Below are 17,616 nucleotides of genomic sequence, written 5' to 3'. Positions count from 1 at the left end.
GGGAACATCGAGTTCTTGATGGACTGCTTGCGCATCTTCGCCACCCAGACGTACCGGTTCGAGGTCGAGCCGGCGGGCGACTGCACCAGGTAGATGTTCCCGTCGGTGAGGAAGTTCTCGAGACCGATTTCGGTCTCGGGGAAGATGGCCGACTGCTCCGTCGTCAGGAGGGAGGTCAGCCCCGAGTCCTTGAGGATGTCGATGAACTTCAGGAGGTAGTGACGCTGTTCCTTCTCGTCCTCGAAGAAGAGCTGGAACATCGTCAGGGAGTCGAGGACGAGTCGGTCGTAATTGGTCGACTGGAGGTCGTCGAGGATCCTGTCCAAGGTCCCCGAGAAGTCGCCGTCGCGCAGGAGGGTCCGCTTGTCGTACACCTTGATGTCGCCGCTTTCGACGTACTCGGGCCACTGCTCGAACCCGATCGACAGCGCCGCCTCCTCGATGTCGGCTTGGGACTCCTCGAACGTCAGATAGATACCACCGTCCCCGTAGTCTTTCACACCGTTGTACAGGTACTGCATCCCGAGGATACTCTTTCCGGTCCCCGGGTTGCCACTGATGAGCACTGCGGCGTTCTTTACGATGCCACCGTTGAGGATGGAATCGAGGCCTTCGATTCCGGTTTCGACGAGTTCAGGCATTTGAGATATCCTCGGACTTGGTGCATCCTCGTGATGAGTCCAAATAACTCTTCTCACCGATGAGACGGTTCCCAGAGCCGGTCGAAAGGCGGCAAAAACCGCCCGCCGGCGTGCATTATCACGCCCGATACCTGGGTGGGAACCTTCATGTATCGTTCACAGCTACGTGAATATCAATGCGCGCTCTTTCCCCGCCATCGGAACAGGTGTCCGACGGGACCGGAGTCACACGGGTGACACCGGACCCGACGTTCTCCGCCGACGGAGCGGTTCTCGCCCGTGCCCAGCGGAGGTGGTCTGCGTGGGCATGATGGACTGGGTCAACGACGATGGCGACGACGGAGGCGCCGACGATGCTGCTGGAGGCGACGACATGGACGACATGGACGATAGGGACGACATGGACGACTTCGACGACGACTTCGACGACTTCGACGACTTCGACGAGGACTCCAACGGCGACGAGGCCACCACGGACGAGAGTGGTGCGGACGACTTCGACGAGTTCGGCGGGGGGTTCGACGAGGACTTCGACGACGAGTTCGGCGGCGACGGCGGTGCCGGCGGCTCCGGCGGCGGAGCGAGCGGAGACGTCCCCGACAAACTCGCCGAGTTCGAGGACCGCATTGGCGAGCTCGAGACCGAGATCGGCGGCCTCTCGTCGACGATGAACACCGTCCGCGAGGAGAACAAACAGATCGGGGAGACGGTGGACGACCTCGACGACACCATCCGGAAGCTCCTCGACATCTACGAGATGGTCACGCGCGGCATCAACCCGTTCGTCGACGACGCCCGGGAGATGGGCGGCCTCGAGCACGGCGACGGCGCGTTCGGACTCTTCGAGTCCGAGGAGGAAGACGAGGACGACCTGGACCCGGACGTCGTGAACGCCGACGCCGAGAGCTTCTTCGACGAGGACTTCGGTGACCTCGATACCGAGGAGGGCGAGGCGCAGGCCGAGGAGGCCGCGGAAGACGAACTCGCGGAGACGGAGCCCGACCAGCCCGAACTCCTCGACGATGGAGCAGGCGGAGACGACCCCGACGCCGCCACGGCCGACACTGACGCCGCTTCCGGCGGCGGTGGTGGTGTCTCCTTCGACGACCTCAAAGCGGAGTACGACGAGAGCGACGGCTGGGACGACGACTCCGCCGACGAAGCGGCGGAGCCGTCGGTCGACGACTTCGAAGAGACGGACGAGGTCGAAGAACTTGACGCCCAAGAGGTCGGGGAGACCGGGGACGAATCCGGTGAGAGCGACGGCGCGGACGAGACGTCCGACGACGTCGCCGTCGACGTCGAACTGGATGCAGACGGCGACGAGGGCGACGAGGGCGACGAGGGCGACGAGGGCGACGAGAGTGACGAGTCAGCAGAGGACGCCGCCGGCCTCGAACCCGACGCCGATTCGGACGGCGACCCCGACCTGGAGACGACGGCTCCCGACCACACCGCACGCGGCGAGGTGAGCGTCGGGCCGGCGGAAGCAGTGACGGACGACGAGATGTTCCTCGACGACTCGACCGACTCGGCTGTCGAGACGGAGTCGGCTGCCGAGGCCGACCCGGGCACGGCGTCTCCCGGGACCGCCGACGCCGTGGGACTAGCAGGACGGGGGGCTGAACCCGCGTCCGACTCGGCCCCGTATCTCTCCGCGCTGCCGACGACCTACGTCGCGGAGTCGGTCGCGATGGAGTGGATGCAGTTCCTCGTCTCTGCCGGCGGCCCGCTCGGAGCGACCCGTGCACTCCGGCTCTACGAGGACTTCGGCTGGATTTCGCCGTCGGTGAGGTCCACGCTGGACACGTACGCCCGGTCCGTCGCGAGTCCCAGCGACGACGCACAGAACGGGTCGCTCACGGCGGGACACCACGAGACGAGCCTCTCGTACGTGAGCCGACTCGGCGACCGAACGCCCGAGACGAGCGCACTCGACGCGCTCGTCTCCGATAGAGGGGGTCACGATGGGCTTCGGCGTTAGCGGGGCGACGGCGATTATCTTCCTCGGGTTGTTCATCGCCGGGGGGACGCTGATCACGACCACCTCGACGACGTTCGAGGAGGTCGACGAGGCGCACGACGAGCGCCAGGAGCAGCTCCTCGACCGCCGGAACACCGAAATTGCCGTCGAGACCGCCCGGTACAACAGCACGACGGGCACGCTGAATCTCTCGGTCTCCAACGAGGGGTCGACGACCCTCTCGGTGAACGGCACCACGCTCCTCGTCGACAACCAGTACGAGTCGACGGCGTCGGCACGGGTGGACGGCATCACCGCGACCGACCTCTGGGAACCCGGCGAGTCGATGACGCTGAACCTCACGCTCGCCGAACCGTCGCGCGTCAAAATCGTCACAGAACAGGGTGTTGCAGACACGAGTGACGTCACGGTGACGTAACATGGCCGAGATATCCGTGCCCACGCTCATCCTGTTCATCGCGAGTATCGTCATCGCAGCCGGCGTCGCTGGCGTGCTCATCGACACCGTCAGCGGCATCTCGAACGCCGTCGACGACCGCGGCGGCGACGTCTCGAAGTCTATCAAGACGGACGCGGAGATCATCTCGGACCCGGAGGCCGGCGTGTACGACGACGTGAACAACACGCTCACGCTGTACGTGAAGAATACCGGGATACGGACCCTTCCGGCGGACAGCGCTACGGTCGACCTCTTCGTCGACGGACGGTACCAGACGTCTCTCACCCTCACCGTCGTCAGCGGCAGCGAGTGGTCGCCGAACGCCGTCGCCGAAATCGTCGTCTCCGACGTCTCGCTGTCGGCCGGCGACCACCGCGTGAAACTCGTCGTCGACACCGACGAGGAGACCTTCGAATTCAGAACTACCTAATCTATGACCGACACACAGTTTCCGATCGGACTCGACGGCCACGACCGCCTCAGAGAGGAACTCGGCGGCGGCATCCCCCGTGGCGCCATCGTTCTCATGGAGGGCGACTACGGCGCGGGCAAGAGCGTCCTCTCTCAGCGGCTCAGCTACGGCTTCACCGACGAGGACATCACGGTGACGTTCATCTCGACCGAACTCAGCGTCCGTGGCTTCCTCGACCAGATGCACTCGTTGCAGTACCCGATGGTGAAGCCGCTGCTGAACGAGGAGATTCTCTACATCCACGCCGAACTCGACTCCGGCGGCGTCCTCAGCGGCCAGCAGCGGGACCGGAAGGAACTGCTCCGGCGACTGATGGAGGCGGAGACGGTGTGGAACGGCGACATCATCATCATCGACACCTTCGACGCCATCCTCCGCAACGACCCGCAGTTCGAGGCACTCGTCCGCAAGAACGAGGAGCGACAGGCCGCCCTCGAGATCATCTCTTTCTTCCGGGAGATAACCTCTCGCGGCAAGACCATCATCCTCACCGTCGACCCGACGACCGTCGACGAAGAGACGATGGGGCCGTTCCGCTCCATCGCGGACGTCTTCATCCAGCTCGAGATGGTCGAGGTCGGCAACGACATCCGCCGGAACATCTTCGTCAAGCGCTTCGCGGGGATGGGTGAGCAGGTCGGTGACCGCATCGGCTTCTCGGTCCGGTCGGGCATCGGCATCGTCATCGAGTCGAGGAGCGTGGCCTGATGGCGACGGAGCACGGGTCGGCGCGCCTCTCGGAGGAACTCAAACAGCACGCCAGGCAGTGGGACCACCTCCGGGACCACCTCAAGCGGTTCAAGAAGATCACGGGCGAGTATCCGATGCTCGTGGACGAGCCTGGCGACTACGAGTCGCGGCGCCCGAACGTGCTCTACCACCTCGGCGGCCCCGTCTACGTCCAGATCTACGGCAACGTCGGCGAGGACACCAAGTACTACACCATCGAACCGGAACTCGACGAGGAGGAACGGCTGGTCTTCGACGACGTCAAGGACAAGATTCTCGAGTACAGCGTCCACCAGCCCGCACCTGAGTCCGACACCGACTACGAAGAGCGAATCGAGTCGCTCCTCGACGAGGTAGTGAACGTCAGCGACCCGGTTCCAGAGGAGGAACAGACGTCGCTGCAACAGCTGAAGTCGCGGCTGAACCTGGGCCGCATCACCGTCTCCGAGACGACGTACGAGAAGATGCGCTACCGTCTGGTGCGAGACATCGTCGGGCTGGGTCCGCTCGAACCCATCATGCGCGACACGGAGAACGAGGACATCCACGTCATCGGCCCCACCCAGGTCGACGTCGACCACGGCACCTTCGGCCTGCTGGAGACGACGGTCGAGTGGGACTCGCCGGAGTCGTTCGACAACTGGCTCCGGAACATGGGTGAGCGCATCGGCGACCCCGTCTCCGACGCCCACCCCATCGTCGACTCCACGCTCCCGGACGGCTCCCGTATCAACATCATCTACTCCGACGACATCTCGCTGAAGGGCTCCTCGCTCACTATCCGGCAGGGCGAGGAGGTACCGCTCTCCATCTTCCAGATCACGAAGTGGGCGACGCTCTCGCCGCAGCTCGCGGCCTACCTCTGGGTCGCCATAGAGAACGAGCGGACGGTGTTCGTCGTCGGCGAGACGGCCTCCGGGAAGACGACGACGCTGAACGCGATGCTGTCGTTCATCCCGGGAGACTCGAAGATATACACCGCGGAGGACACCGCCGAGGTGCTGCCGCCGCACAACACGTGGCAGCAACTCCTCACCCGCGAGGGGCGCGGGGCAGACTCCGAGGTGGACATGTTCGACCTCGTCGCGGCCGCGCTGCGGTCGCGCCCCGACTACATCATCGTGGGTGAGGTCCGTGGCGAGGAGGGGCGGATGGCGTTCCAGGCGGCTCAGACCGGCCACCCGGTCATCCTCACCTTCCACGCGAGCGACATCGTCTCGATGATCCAGCGGTTCACCGGGGACCCGATCAACGTCCCCGAGACGTTCATGGACAACGCCGACATCGCGCTCTTCCAGAACCGCGTCCGGAGAGGGGACGACATCCTCCGGCGGGTGACGAGCGTCGTCGAAATCGAGGGGTACTCGAAGGAGATGGGCGGGGTCGTCACCCGCGAGGTGTTCTACTGGGACCCCGTCGAGGACGAGATCGTCTTCCAGGGGATGAACAACTCCTACATCATGGAGGAGAAAGTCGCTGCGCTCCTCGGCTACTCGGACACGCGCAAGATATACGAGGACATCGAGTTCCGCGCGGAGATTATCCGGCGCTCCATCCAGGAGAACATCCTCGGCTACCACGACGTGAACGAGGTCATCCGCGACTTCCAGCGCGACGGGGTGGAGGGCCTCCCCTTCGATATGGCCTCCGTGAGACGATGACAGATGGGACAGAACACGACCGTCGCGACAGGAACCGCCCGGCTCAAGGAGTTCACCGACTCCGTCTGGGACTCCTACCAGCGGATGCCGATGCGTATCGAACGGTATCTTCTCCTGGTGGTCTCCCCGGCCGTGCTGTTCTTCCTGCTGTTGACGCTCGCGGCAGTCGTGCTCCCGCTCCCGCTCCTGGTCCGTCTCCCAGTCTTCTTCCTGGGGATGCTCCTCCTGGCCACCGCGCTGCTCTACCCGCGCCTCCTCGTCGAACAACAGCGGCGCGGCCTCGAGAACCAGCTCCACCTGCTCATCACCCACATGACGGTGCTGTCGACGACGAACATCGACCGCGTCGAGGTGTTCCGTGCACTCGCACGCGAACAGGAGTACGGCGAACTGGCGACGGAGATGAACCGCATCGTCCAGCTCGTCGACACGTGGAACCAGTCGCTCGACGACGCGTGCAAGCGACGTGCCCGGGAGGTGCCGTCGAAACCGATGGCTGACTTCCTCGACCGCCTCGCGTACTCGCTGAACGCCGGCCAGGGCATCGACGACTTCCTCCTCGGCGAGCAGGAGGCGATGATCCAGTCGTACATCACCGTCTACGAAGGTGCGCTGGAGAACATCGAGGTGATGAAAGACCTCTACCTCTCGATGATCCTCTCGATGACGTTCGCGCTCATCAACGCCATCGTCCTCCCCATCCTCACGGGGATGGACGCCACGATGACCATCCTCGCCGTCATCGTCATGTTCGTCTTCGTCCAGCTGGGCTTCTACGTCGTCATGCGGACGATGTCGCCGTACGACCCGCTCTGGTATCTCCAGGAGGAGTACCGGACGAAGCCCGTCCGCCAGGTCGACATCAGCCTCTACGGCGCCGTCGGTCTCTCGATGATACTCATCCTCGCGCTCGCGCTGGGGACGTTCGGTATCACGCCCGTCGGACGGGTGATGCGCGGCGTCCTCACCGACGTGCCCATCCCGCTCCTGATGGCGGCCCCGCTGACACCGCTGGCGATTCCGGGCATCCTCGCGCGCCGTCAGGAGAACTCCATCAAGGGTCGGGACAGCGAGTTCCCCGGGTTCATCCGCGCGCTCGGCTCCTCGGAGAGCGCGAAGCAGGCGACCACCTCCGCGGTGTTGCAGACGCTCCGGAAGAAGGACTTCGGGACTCTCTCGGCCGACGTGAACCGGCTGTACACCCGGCTGAAGATGCGTATCGAGCCCACGCGGGCGTGGTTCTACTTCACCGCCGAGAGCGGGTCGTACCTCATCCAGAAGTTCTCGGAGATGTACCTCGTCGGTCGGCAGATGGGCGGGAGCCCGAAGCAGCTCGGTGAGCTCATCAGCCGGAACATGAACGAGGTGCTGCAGCTCCGCCGCCAGCGTCAGCAGGCGACCGTGACGCTCATCGGCGTCCTCTACGGCATCACTGCCTCCGCGGCGTTCGCGTTCTTCATCGGTCTGGAGGTCGTCGAAATTCTCGTCGACATCTCCACCCAGATGGACCTCACCGGGACGAACGTCGGGACCATCATCCACGCGGGCGTCTACGACGTGCCGACCATCGAGTACCTCCTGACGCTCATCATCCTGTTCAACGCGCTGCTGTCCTCGCTGATGATCCGCGTCGTCGACGGTGGTCACAAGGCGAACTCCTATCTCCACTTCGTCGCGCTGGCGTGGATCGGCAGCATCCTCGCCGTCGTGACCTCACACCTCGCGGGAGCACTGATCTCCGTATGAGCGACGTCCCACAGACCTCGAACACGAGCACGACCGCCCAGACGACCGAGAGCGAACGGAAACAGCAGGCCGCGACGGAGGCCGTGAAGGCCGAGGAACGGGCGCGTCGGAAGCTCAGACGGACCAAGTCCGGCGAGACCATCGTCGTCGACTTCGTCGCCAACTTCGTCGCCGGCGGCTCGGGGACGTTCGAGCCGCTGAAGGGCCGCGTGCTGATGAGCGACCGGCGGCTCATCCTCGCGACGTCGGACTCGAAGACCGTCGTCCCGCTCACTTCGGTGTTCGACGTCGCCGTCGGGCAGGTCCCGCCGGAGGTCGAGGAGTTCTTCGACCACACCGTGATGGTGGGGTACGTCGTCAACGGCGTCCAGCGGACGACGGTCGTCGGGGGGGACCGTGAGACCATCGAGAAGTTCTCGGTACTCCTCTACCGGGCGACGCTCAGAGGGTCGACGGTCGCGCTCAAACATCCGGCGAAGGTCGGGGGGCGCATCCAGGACGAACCCGTCCGCGAAGTCGGCCTCCGACTCGAAACCGACCGTGTCTCCTTCCCCGGCACGGAGGATTTGACGCTCAGCGACGAGGTGTTCAGCATCAACCTCGGAAACATCGTCTTCTTCGAGGTGCTCGAACGGACGGTCCTCGAGGAGAAACGGCTCGTCCTCTCGGTCCAGCACGTCACCCAAGACCAGACCGTCACGACCGAGGTGTCGATGGCGTCGCGACGGAAGATGAACATCCTCGGGCGCTACCTCCGGCAGATGTACCACTACCTCGTCTCCGACGTGCGGAACCTCGACGTCTCCGACGGCGCGTTCGAGGTCCTCGTCGGGATGTACTCGGTCGCCGGGACCGGGAGCGAAGTCGACCTCGCTCCGATGCTGGGACTCGAGGAGGACGAACTCGACGGCCACCTCGAGTCGCTCCACGAGGACGGCCTCATCGAGAACGTCGACCCGCCACACGACCTCACACCGCATGCACAGTTCCTCATCAACGAACGGTTCGAGGACGTCAACTTCTGACCGCGGCGCGGGCCGGCGCCACGTCGACGCGTCGACGCGACTGGCGACTGCGCCGAGGCGTTTATCACGATTGATTGCTATTACCACGCATGCAAGCCCGACGCCGCCTCGGACCGTACCGCCCCCGTCGGACACGACCCGTCACCGAACGGACGCGTCGCGTGACGGCCGCGCCCGGTCACAGCGGTGCTCGGGGAAGAATCGACGCGTGGAGGTGGGGCTGAGTGCCGTACGACCGCTCGGTCTCGGCCGACCCACACGAACTGGCCGCCGAGAGCGTCTGGCACATCGACGTCCCGGAGATCCGGTTTGGCAGCCACGCCGTCGACGAACTCGCGTTCCAGCTTCGGGACCTCGGCGTCGACGCGGACGCCCGGGGACTGGTCGTCACCGACGACGACCTCGTCGCGGCCGGCCACGCCGACCGGGTCGGCAGTCACCTCGCGGACGCGGGGTTCGCCGTCGACGTCTACGATGACAGCGAGCGCGAGCCCTCCGTCGAGGCGATCGAGGCGTGCGCCGCGTTCGTCAGGGACGAGACCGACGACGGCTACGACTTCTACGTCGGCCTCGGGGGCGGGAGCTGTATGGACACGGCGAAGGCCACGCGGGCCGTCGTCGCGAACGGCGGGAGCCCGCTGGACTACGTCGCCGAACCGACCGGGTCGGGCGAGCCGCTGACGGCGTCGGGGCCACCGCTGGTGCTCGTCCCGACCACGGCGGGCACTGGCTCGGAAATCTCCCCCGTGGCCATCCTCTCGGTCCCGGCCGAGGAAATCAAGGAGGGCATCTCCAGCTACCACCTCCGGGCGGACGCCGCGGTCCTCGACCCGACGCTGACGACGACGCTGTCGCCGGAACTCACCGCTCGTACCGCCATGGACGCGCTCGGCCACGCTATCGAGGGGTACACCACGCACGCGTACGACTCGCTGCTGCGCGCGACGGACCCCGGCACGCGGCCGGTGTACGCCGGGCGGACGCCGCTGACCGAACTGTTCTCGCGCCGGGCCATCGGGCTCCTCTCCGGACACGTCCGCCGCGCCGTCCACAACGGCGACGACCTCGAGGCGCGCGAGAACATGCTCCTGGGCGCGCTGTTCGGCGCTATCTCCGGGCTCACGGCGGGCGCGAGCCTCTGTCACGCGATGGCCTACCCGGTCAGCAATCGGTACCACACCAGACACGGGGAGACCATCGCAGTCCTGACTCCGGCGAGCACGATCGGCTACAACGCCGCGAGCGACCCCGGGCGGTTCGCAGAGGTGGCGGAACTGTTCGGCGTCGAGACGACCGGGATGGCGGACCACGAGGCCGCCGAGGCCCTCAGAGACGAGTACGTCCAGCTCCAGCGGGATCTGAACGTACTCCCGAGCGGCCTCGCGGAACTCGCTGGCGTCACGGCGGACGACGTCGACTGGCTGGCCGCCCGGACGGTCGACTCACAGGAGCGTCTCCTCCGGTGTAACCCCCGCCCCGTGACCGAAGACGACGTCCGCGAGATCTACCTCGACGCCCTCTACAACTGGGAGGCGTAATCGGGCGGCGACACCGCTCTCGCCGATTGGGTCAGAAGCTAGCTCGTCGAGGGAGCGTGGAACCCGTCGCGTCCTCACTGGTCGGAGATCACGTCGCTCGCGATGCTCCGCCCGCGAGCGTTGAGCGTCACCTCGTGTCTGATCCGGACCTCGTTGAGGACGTTGTGGTCGATGAGTCGGACGTACAGTTCTTCGACCTCGTCGACGTCGACACCGAGGAACGAGGGGATGTCGAACGGGGACACGCCCGAGTACAACGCCGTGAGCACCTGCTTGTCGGTCTCGGAGAGATCGAGCGACACCTCCGACTGCTCTTCGCCCTTGCGGAGCAGCGACTCGAGGAAGGACATCTGCCGGTCCGGCCCGGCGATGTACGTCTGGACGCTCGTCTCCTCGTCGGAGTGTTCGACCTCGACGACCAGACGGCTGTCGTCGATGATGGTTCGGCGTCCCGTGGTGATGTCGCCGATGTCGTCGAGACGGATCTCGACGAACGTCCCACTGACGGTGGCCATGCTCACGGCCTCCTCTTCGACCTTCAACCGGGCGCGTTCCCACTCGGTGTTCTGGACGACGCCGCCCTCGACGGCCGGGTGACGAGCGAGGAAGGTCCCCTCGTTCAACACCGCCCCGTAGAACTCGTGTTCGAACTCCTCGAACTCCTTCGGTGCGACGAGGATGACCCCGCTCGGGACGCGAAGCGAGATGTAGTCCGCGACGCTCGCGACGTCCTGGTTGACGTCGTACCGTCCCTCGATTCCCTCGATGGCCGCCAGTGGGATGGTCTGCTTGCCGCCCTTGCCCGCGAGGATGAGTCGTCTGTTCGACAGGAGGATACGGCCCGCGGCCCACGCGGCGTCCTGTATCTCCCGGCCGTTCCGCTCGGCTCTGAGGAACCGGCCGTGCGTGTCGGACAGTTTGTACTCACCCTGCTTCATCTTCAGCGGACGCTGCGATAGATCCGGAGGCGCTTCTCGACCGGTTCGAACCATGACCGACAGTTCGCGGGGACCGTCTCCGTCATCCCGATAGTGAGGTAGCCGCCCGGGCGGAGTCCGGAGCCAAGCGTCTCGAACACGGCGCGTTTCGCGTCGGAGTCGATGTAGATGAAGAGGTTTCGACAGAGCACGAGGTCGAACTCGGCCGGCGGCGACTCCCTGATGAGGTCGTGCCGGCGGAAGTCGACCATCCGCCGCAGCGCCCGTGAGACGCGGTACGTGTCGCCCTCGCGTTCGACGTAGCGCTCGTAGTCGCCGATGGGAGCCAACTGCTCCGCCAGGTCGTTGGTCTCGGAGGCGTGGTACTCGCCACGGGTGGCCTTCCGGAGAATTTCCCGTTTGATGTCCGTACCGACGATGCGAATCCGGTCCTCCCGCACCTGTGGGTCGTCGTGCGCGAGCATCGCCAGCGAGTACGCCTCGCGCCCGTCCGAACAGGCCGCGCTCCACACCTTCGTCCGCCCGTCGGCGGTGAGGTCTCGCAGCACCGGTCGGAGCGCCTCCCACACGTCGGGGTTGCGGAAGAACGACGTGACGTTGACGGACAGCGTGTCGAGCAGCGCCTGCTGTTCGTCGTCGTCGCTCTCTAGGAGCCGCTGGTACGCGTGGTAGCCGTCGGCGTCGTTCCGTCGCATCCGCGCGGAGATCCGCCGGTCGAGGTACGCGTCGTTGTACATCGACGTGGCGAAGCCCATCGACTCCTCGATGTACGCGAGGAGTCGGTCGAAGCCCCGACCCCTGCTCGCAGCCATCAGTCTGTCCTCCCACCGTCGGCGGCAGCCACTTCGCTGTACGGTCGCGAGGTGCCGCCCGTGTCGGGGCCGGAGAGCGTGCCGATGTCGAGGATCGGAATGACGTTGCCGTCGCCGATGACGGCCGTCCCGGAGAGGCCCTCGGAGTCCGAGAGCGGCCCCTGCAGCGGCGTCACGACGACTTCCTCCTGACGGGTGACGCCGTCACACCACAGCGCGACCTGACGGTCCTGCGGGCGGATGCGGACGACCATCCCCGTCTCCGGCCGCTCCTCGACGACGCCGAGAGCGTCCCGCAGGCGGATGAGTGGGTAGACCCGGTCGTCGTGGACGACGACTTCGTCGCCGTTTATTGTGTCGACGCGGTCCTCGCGGGCCACCTCGTCGATGTACTTGATCGGGACGCCGAACTGCCGGTCGCCGATCAGCACGAACAGCACCTTGATGATGGCGACCGAGACCGGCAGCCTGATTTTGAACGTCGTCCCGTCGCCGAGCGTCGAGTCGACCGACACCGACCCGTCGAGCGCCTCGACGGTGGTCTTCACCACGTCCATCCCGACGCCCCGGCCCGAGACGTCGGTGATCTCGTCGTTCGTCGAGAAGCCGGGGTGGAAGACGTAGTCGAACACCTCCTCGTCGGGGAGCGCCGAGACGGCCTCCGTGGAGGTGAGTCCCTTCGAGACGGCCTTCTCGCGGATGCGGTCGACGTCGAGGCCGCCGCCGTCGTCCGACACCTCGATGACGACGGTGTCGTGTTCGCGGTGGGCCGAGAGCGTGACGACCCCCTGTTCGGGCTTCCCGGCCTCGACGCGCTCTTCGGGCGGTTCGATGCCGTGGTCGACGGCGTTCCGGAGGACGTGCATCAGCGGGTCGGAGATCTCGTCGAGGATGGTCCGGTCGAGTTCGATGTCCGCCCCCTCGACGCGGAAGTCGACTCGCTTGTCCTCCGCGCGCGCGAGGTCACGGACGAGTCGCGGGAACTTGTCGAACACCTTCTCCAGCGGGATGAGCCGCATGTCCATCACCGTGTTCTGGAGGTTCGAGGAGATCTTGTCCAGTTCGTCGAGCGTGTCGACGCCGTTCGTCGCGTCCTCGCCGATGGCCTGCCGGAGCTTGATGCGGGAGGTGACGAGCTGTTCGACGAGTTCGTGCAGCTCGTCCAGCTGGTCGACGTCGACGCGGACGGACTTCACCTCGGCGATGCTCCGTTCCGGTTCGGCGCTGCCCGACGTCGACCCCGTCTCGCCCCCGACGGCCTCGTCGCCCGGTTCGCCGTCGGGGTCGGCCTCCGTGGCTGTCGCGCCACCCTCGGCGTCGCCCCCGCCGAGCGTCCCGCCGGCGCGGGTGATGGCCGTCGACACGTCGGTGACGGTACAGTCGGAGGCGGCCCAGAGGTCGGCGAACGTCTCGGCGACCGTTCCGGCGTCGTCGGCGTCCGCGACGAACAGCTGGACGCGGTCGTCGAAGTCTCCCTCGCGGACCGCCTCGAACGAGGGAATCGCGCCGGCGACGGTCACGTCGTCGGGAATCCCGTCGAGGAACAGGCCCGCGTCGACACTCTTCATGTCGCCCGTCGCGAGCGTCACGTCGACGTGGTGGAGCGCGCCGTACCCCGACAGTTCCGCGGACGGGATGGTCTCTCTCGCCGCGTCGATGTGCTGGGCCCGTTCTGTGGGGAGGTCGTCGTCGGTCTCGTCCCCGCCGTCGTCGACCAGGTCGCTCATGTCGCCGACGTCTTCGACGTCGTCGGCGTCACTGGCTCCCTCGACCGAGGCGTCGGCCGGCGTTTCCCCTTCGTCCGAACCGTCGTCGATTCCCCCGTCGTCGGCGTCTTTCCCCTCCGCTGCCGCTCTGAGCGCCGTGACGGTCTCGTCGGGGTCGATGCTCGTCTCGCCGTTCTTCTCGATGTCGTGGAGGATGTCGACGATGAGGTCGACGCCCTCGAAGACGAGGTCCATCCGCTCGGGCGTGACCTCGAGTCCGCCCTGCCGGACCTCGTCGAGGAGGTCCTCGACGGCGTGAGCGACCCGCGCGGCGGTGTCGAACCCCATCGCGCCGAAGTTGCCCTTCAGGGTGTGTGCGCGCCGGAAGATGTCGTCGATCGCCTCGGTGTCTTCGGGGTTCGACTCCAGCGCGAGCAACGAGTTGTTGAGTTGTGTGATGCTCTCTTCGCTTTCAGTGATAAACGCCTGGTAGAGTTCGTCGTCCATGTTAGTTCCTCAGTGTGTTCAAGATACCCTCGGCGATGCCGTGTGCGGGGAGGACCTCGTCCGCGTGACCCGCCTCGATGGCCCGTTTCGGCATACCGAATATCGCCGACGTCGCTTCGTCCTGTGCGATGGTCTTCCCGCCCGCCCGCCTGACCGCGCCCATGCCGTCGACGCCGTCGCGACCCATCCCCGTGAGGAGGACCGTCGTGAGTGGGCCGCGCACCACCTCGGCGGCCGACGACATGGTGTGGTCGATGGCCGGTTTGACGCCGTGGAGGCGGTCACCGCCGCGGAGTCGGAGGCGGAGTCGGTCGGCTCTGTCGTCGTCGACGAACAGGTGCGACCCGCCGGGAGCCACCCGCACCTGTCCCGGACCGACTCGCTCGCCGTCGCGTGCTTCCCGGACCTCGTAGTCGCAACGACCGTCGAGTCGTTTCGCGAACCGTCCGGTGAACCCCTCCGGCATGTGCTGGACGACGAGGATTCGGAGGTCGGCCTGCCGCGGGAGCGCGGCGAGGACGTCCTCGACCACGTTCGGCCCGCCCGTCGACGCACCGACGATGACCGTCCCGCCCTCGGGGAGCGGCCCCGAGGCGACTGCAGCGCCGGCGGCCCCTCCGCGAGCAGACGCCTGTGCCGGACGCGTCGGTGAGACCGTTCTCCCGCGCGCTTCGAGGTCGACGGCGGCGGCCGACCGGACCTTGTCGACCAGTTCGCGCTTCACGCGGGGCATCTCCGAGGTCACCTCGCCGCCCGGCTTCGTGACGAAGTCGACGGCGCCGCGGTCGAGTGCCTCGAAGGTGACGTCGGCGTTCTCCTCGGCGTGGGCCGACAGCATCAGGACGGGCGTCGGACAGGTCGACATGATGTCTTCGACCGCCTCGATACCGTTCTTCCGCGGCATTTCGATATCCATCGTCACCACGTCGGGGGCGTGTTCGGCGACGACGTCGACGGCCACCTCGCCGTCGGCCGCGTCCGCGACGACGTCGACGCCGCCCTCCTCGAGGAGTTTCGTGATGAGTGTCCGCATGAACCGGGAGTCGTCGACGACGACTGCCCGGGTCCCCCCGGCCCTCGCGCTCATCGACACCCCTCGCTCGCACACACCATGTGTCGGCCACCGCCCGCGAGCGCCCGACGTGTCGGTCCGGTTCGCATCTCTGTCCGACCTTCGGCGATACGCTACATAAACGCACCTCGGCAGCAATCAGTTGTGATAACACGGGAGGTAGGTTTACATAACGACTCACCGACTCACCGACAACAGACGCGCCGACGCGTCCGACAGGCAAACCATGCACTCGCAGAAGACTCCCACGAACCCACAGCCGACGGCGCACGACGGCGAGGAGGCCGAGAGCGCGACCGAGATTCAGGTGCTCGAGTTCAAACTCGGGTCCGAGACGTACTGTGTCGACATCGACTACGTCTCCGAAATCGTCGACAAGGGGTCGCTCACGACAGTCCCGAACGCGCCCCACTACGTCGATGGCGTGATGGACCTCCGCGGTCGGACCACCTCCATCGTCAACCCGAAGAGCCTCCTGAACATCCGCGAGGACAGCGAAGCGAAGCGCATCATCATCTTCGACTCCGGCGGCTTCGACGACGACGCCGCCATCGGCTGGGTCGTCGACGAGGTGTACCAGGTCGTCCGCGTCTCGATGAACGACGTTGAGAAGCCGCCGCTCGACAACGACCCATCTATCGAGGGCATCATCAAGCGCGACGGCGAACTCGTCATCTGGATTTCACCCGTCGCGGCGCTGGGCTGACCCCGTCTCGGTCAGCCGAACAGGAGTCCACGCACCGACTGCTCTGTCACCCACACGAGGAGTGCCGCCGCCGCGGCGAGGACGACGAGGTACGCCAGTTCGACGTCCCGCTGGCGGGTCCGGGCGAGTCGGCTGCGGACCGCCGCCGCGAAGTAGCCGCCGAGTGCGACCACGAGGACGAACACCGTCGTCGGGGCGACTGTCGCGAGGCCCGTTCCGGGGAGCGTGACGAGTGCGACCGACGTGCCGAGCCACTGGACGACGAACGCCGTCGGGAGCGCGAGGTGGTCCGGCACGCGCGGCAGTCGCGCGGCGACGCGGTCCAGCGGCGGCCGCCCGAGCACCCGACGCGGTGCGACCGAGAGTGCCGTCAGCGCCGCCGTCGCGACCATCGCTGCGACGGGGAGCGGGTTCGACCCGGGCGCCCCGCTGGGGTAGAGAACGAACATCGCGGCCACGAGCGCCAGTGCCTGCGGGACGAGGACGCCCGGCGGTCGGTCGAGTCCGGCGTCGAGGCGTGGCGTCTCCGCGCGTCCTCGCCACCCCGACTTTGCCAGCGACGGGAGCCACCGCGCCGCTCGCGTCCAGAACCGTCCGACCGTCGCCGCGTACGCTACCAGCGCGACGACGACGAACCACTCGGTGAGAACGCCCGACGGCGCCAGCGAGAGCGTCGCTCCGAACGAGAGGCTCCGTCGGGTCGCGGAGGCGGCGACGGCGACGGCGAGGACCGTGACGCTGGCGCCGAGGAGGAACCCCGAGGTGACGAGCAGCGTCGCCGCCATCCCCCGGAGCGACGTCAGGAGGCTCCGGAGCACCCACGTCGTCTCCTCGAGACGCCTCGCCGTCCGCCGCCACCGGAGCCGCCACGTCGTCGGCAGGAGCCCGAACAGGCGCCGCCCGGCGACGACAGCGAGTCCGCCGAGGACGAGCAGTTCGAGCGCGGGAAACGCGAACGTCGGGAGTGCGAGGAGCGTCCCTGTCACGAGGACGAACCCGGCAGTGACGAGGCCGAAGAGCGTCTGGAGGCCCACCCGTGCGCGTGGGTCGGTCCTGGCCGTCTGGAACAGCGTCGCGCCGTCCGTCAGTCGGTCCGTCGGGACGAACGACGACAGCACCGCGAAGGTGGGGCTGACGTACGGCGTCGTGAACTGCCAGCTGTTCGTCCAGGAGGTGGTGACGGCGGTGACGACGAGCGTCACCGCGACCAGGCCGACGAAGACGACCGGCGAAACGGACCCGGAGACGACGCGTCCCACGAGCGCCGCCGTCACCGCCGTGAGCCCGGCCACGCCGACTCGGTACGGGAGGGTGGACGTCAACTCGCGTGCCCGCTCCGGATACAGTTCGGGCAGTGTGAAGAAGACGAGCGACCAGACGAGGAGGTACTCGAGGCCGACGCCGACGGCCGACAGAACCGACCCCGCCCCGAAAATCCACCCGAGTGACACGTTCTGGCCGAGGAAGTCACCGACGGGAGGCTGGAGACCCCCCCACGACACTCGCGCGAGAGCCGCGCCCACGGCGAGGGTGGCGAGAACGAACCCACGCGACGACGTCACTACCCGACCCGACCCGTGCTCCATCGACTAGCGGGATTCGACGGACGATGTATCAAACTTTTTACTATATAGCTGAAA

At 66.5% G+C, this 17,616-nt stretch carries 15 protein-coding genes; 9 read left to right on the top strand and 6 right to left on the bottom strand.

Annotation, left to right across the window (positions count from 1 at the left end):
- Nucleotides 1–641: RAD55 family ATPase (locus ACESK5_RS10335; RefSeq protein ID WP_372911485.1), on the bottom strand; the 641-nt coding region annotated here is incomplete at its 3' end.
- Nucleotides 642–948: 307 nt separating this feature from the next.
- Between ACESK5_RS10335 and ACESK5_RS10330 the strand changes: the two genes are divergently transcribed.
- From ACESK5_RS10330 to ACESK5_RS10295, 8 genes are all read left to right on the top strand, one after another.
- The gene (locus tag ACESK5_RS10330; RefSeq protein WP_372911484.1) at nucleotides 949–2,625 is read left to right on the top strand and encodes a FlaD/FlaE family flagellar protein; all 1,677 of its coding nucleotides are present in this window, start codon (nucleotides 949–951) and stop codon (nucleotides 2,623–2,625) included.
- Nucleotides 2,609–3,043, top strand: coding sequence for a fla cluster protein FlaF (locus ACESK5_RS10325; protein WP_372911483.1), 435 nt, complete (start codon nucleotides 2,609–2,611; stop codon nucleotides 3,041–3,043). Before ACESK5_RS10330 ends, ACESK5_RS10325 begins: the two co-directional genes overlap by 17 nt.
- Before the next feature lies 1 nt (nucleotide 3,044).
- Entirely contained in the window at nucleotides 3,045–3,494 is a 450-nt protein-coding gene (locus tag ACESK5_RS10320; RefSeq protein ID WP_372911482.1) for a CARDB domain-containing protein, read from the top strand.
- Nucleotides 3,495–3,497: 3 nt separating this feature from the next.
- Entirely contained in the window at nucleotides 3,498–4,244 is a 747-nt protein-coding gene (locus tag ACESK5_RS10315; RefSeq protein ID WP_372911481.1) for an ATPase domain-containing protein, read from the top strand.
- Nucleotides 4,244–5,926 carry a type II/IV secretion system ATPase subunit gene (locus tag ACESK5_RS10310; protein WP_372911480.1) on the top strand — a complete coding sequence of 561 codons (1,683 nt, stop codon included), beginning with the start codon at nucleotides 4,244–4,246 and terminating at the stop codon, nucleotides 5,924–5,926. Before ACESK5_RS10315 ends, ACESK5_RS10310 begins: the two co-directional genes overlap by 1 nt.
- Nucleotides 5,927–6,010: 84 nt before the next feature.
- Nucleotides 6,011–7,672, top strand: coding sequence for an archaellar assembly protein FlaJ (gene flaJ, locus ACESK5_RS10305; protein WP_372911503.1), 1,662 nt, complete (start codon nucleotides 6,011–6,013; stop codon nucleotides 7,670–7,672).
- On the top strand, nucleotides 7,669–8,697 hold the full coding sequence (locus ACESK5_RS10300; protein ID WP_372911479.1) for a CheF family chemotaxis protein: 1,029 nt from the start codon (nucleotides 7,669–7,671) through the stop codon (nucleotides 8,695–8,697). The genes flaJ and ACESK5_RS10300 overlap by 4 nt, the downstream gene beginning before the upstream one ends.
- A gap of 224 nt (nucleotides 8,698–8,921) precedes the next feature.
- On the top strand, nucleotides 8,922–10,235 hold the full coding sequence (locus tag ACESK5_RS10295) for a hydroxyacid-oxoacid transhydrogenase (RefSeq protein ID WP_372911478.1): 1,314 nt from the start codon (nucleotides 8,922–8,924) through the stop codon (nucleotides 10,233–10,235).
- Between the two features lie 74 nt (nucleotides 10,236–10,309).
- Here ACESK5_RS10295 and ACESK5_RS10290 read toward each other — a convergent pair whose 3' ends face one another.
- From ACESK5_RS10290 to cheB, 4 genes are read right to left on the bottom strand one after another with little or no spacing between them, the layout of a single operon-like run.
- Nucleotides 10,310–11,173, bottom strand: a complete 864-nt coding sequence (locus ACESK5_RS10290; RefSeq protein ID WP_372911477.1) for a CheF family chemotaxis protein — start codon at nucleotides 11,171–11,173, stop codon at nucleotides 10,310–10,312.
- Nucleotides 11,174–11,175: 2 nt separating this feature from the next.
- Nucleotides 11,176–11,985, bottom strand: coding sequence for a protein-glutamate O-methyltransferase CheR (locus tag ACESK5_RS10285; protein ID WP_372911476.1), 810 nt, complete (start codon nucleotides 11,983–11,985; stop codon nucleotides 11,176–11,178).
- Nucleotides 11,985–14,198 (bottom strand): ATP-binding protein, encoded by a 2,214-nt coding sequence (locus ACESK5_RS10280; protein ID WP_372911475.1) that lies wholly within the window; start codon nucleotides 14,196–14,198, stop codon nucleotides 11,985–11,987. The genes ACESK5_RS10285 and ACESK5_RS10280 overlap by 1 nt, the downstream gene beginning before the upstream one ends.
- A gap of 1 nt (nucleotide 14,199) precedes the next feature.
- A complete protein-coding gene (gene cheB, locus ACESK5_RS10275) occupies nucleotides 14,200–15,285 on the bottom strand; it encodes a chemotaxis-specific protein-glutamate methyltransferase CheB (protein WP_372911474.1) in 1,086 nt (361 codons plus the stop codon).
- Nucleotides 15,286–15,496: 211 nt separating this feature from the next.
- Here cheB and ACESK5_RS10270 point away from each other — a divergent pair, with 211 nt between their 5' ends.
- Nucleotides 15,497–15,976, top strand: a complete 480-nt coding sequence (locus tag ACESK5_RS10270; RefSeq protein ID WP_372911473.1) for a chemotaxis protein CheW — start codon at nucleotides 15,497–15,499, stop codon at nucleotides 15,974–15,976.
- A gap of 11 nt (nucleotides 15,977–15,987) precedes the next feature.
- Here the strand turns inward: ACESK5_RS10270 and ACESK5_RS10265 are convergent, their stop codons facing one another.
- Nucleotides 15,988–17,562 carry a hypothetical protein gene (locus tag ACESK5_RS10265; protein WP_372911472.1) on the bottom strand — a complete coding sequence of 525 codons (1,575 nt, stop codon included), beginning with the start codon at nucleotides 17,560–17,562 and terminating at the stop codon, nucleotides 15,988–15,990.
- Nucleotides 17,563–17,616: the final 54 nt, after the last annotated feature.

The organism is Salinigranum sp. (genome assembly GCF_041641895.1).
GTDB lineage: Archaea > Halobacteriota > Halobacteria > Halobacteriales > Haloferacaceae > Salinigranum.
Note: the sequence above shows the minus strand (reverse complement) of the source record. Positions and strands in the feature narration are given on the sequence as shown.

What these genes read in the sequence shown, in the direction of transcription:
- cheB (WP_372911474.1), bottom strand. Translation starts at nt 15,285, where the DNA reads ATGAGCGCGAGGGCCGGGGGGACCCGGGCAGTCGTCGTCGACGACTCC.
- flaJ (WP_372911503.1), top strand. Translation starts at nt 6,011, where the DNA reads ATGCCGATGCGTATCGAACGGTATCTTCTCCTGGTGGTCTCCCCGGCC.
- ACESK5_RS10320 (WP_372911482.1), top strand. Translation starts at nt 3,045, where the DNA reads ATGGCCGAGATATCCGTGCCCACGCTCATCCTGTTCATCGCGAGTATC.
- ACESK5_RS10290 (WP_372911477.1), bottom strand. Translation starts at nt 11,173, where the DNA reads ATGAAGCAGGGTGAGTACAAACTGTCCGACACGCACGGCCGGTTCCTC.
- ACESK5_RS10270 (WP_372911473.1), top strand. Translation starts at nt 15,497, where the DNA reads ATGCACTCGCAGAAGACTCCCACGAACCCACAGCCGACGGCGCACGAC.
- ACESK5_RS10315 (WP_372911481.1), top strand. Translation starts at nt 3,498, where the DNA reads ATGACCGACACACAGTTTCCGATCGGACTCGACGGCCACGACCGCCTC.
- ACESK5_RS10330 (WP_372911484.1), top strand. Translation starts at nt 949, where the DNA reads ATGATGGACTGGGTCAACGACGATGGCGACGACGGAGGCGCCGACGAT.
- ACESK5_RS10300 (WP_372911479.1), top strand. Translation starts at nt 7,669, where the DNA reads ATGAGCGACGTCCCACAGACCTCGAACACGAGCACGACCGCCCAGACG.
- ACESK5_RS10285 (WP_372911476.1), bottom strand. Translation starts at nt 11,985, where the DNA reads ATGGCTGCGAGCAGGGGTCGGGGCTTCGACCGACTCCTCGCGTACATC.
- ACESK5_RS10280 (WP_372911475.1), bottom strand. Translation starts at nt 14,198, where the DNA reads ATGGACGACGAACTCTACCAGGCGTTTATCACTGAAAGCGAAGAGAGC.
- ACESK5_RS10265 (WP_372911472.1), bottom strand. Translation starts at nt 17,562, where the DNA reads ATGGAGCACGGGTCGGGTCGGGTAGTGACGTCGTCGCGTGGGTTCGTT.
- ACESK5_RS10325 (WP_372911483.1), top strand. Translation starts at nt 2,609, where the DNA reads ATGGGCTTCGGCGTTAGCGGGGCGACGGCGATTATCTTCCTCGGGTTG.
- ACESK5_RS10310 (WP_372911480.1), top strand. Translation starts at nt 4,244, where the DNA reads ATGGCGACGGAGCACGGGTCGGCGCGCCTCTCGGAGGAACTCAAACAG.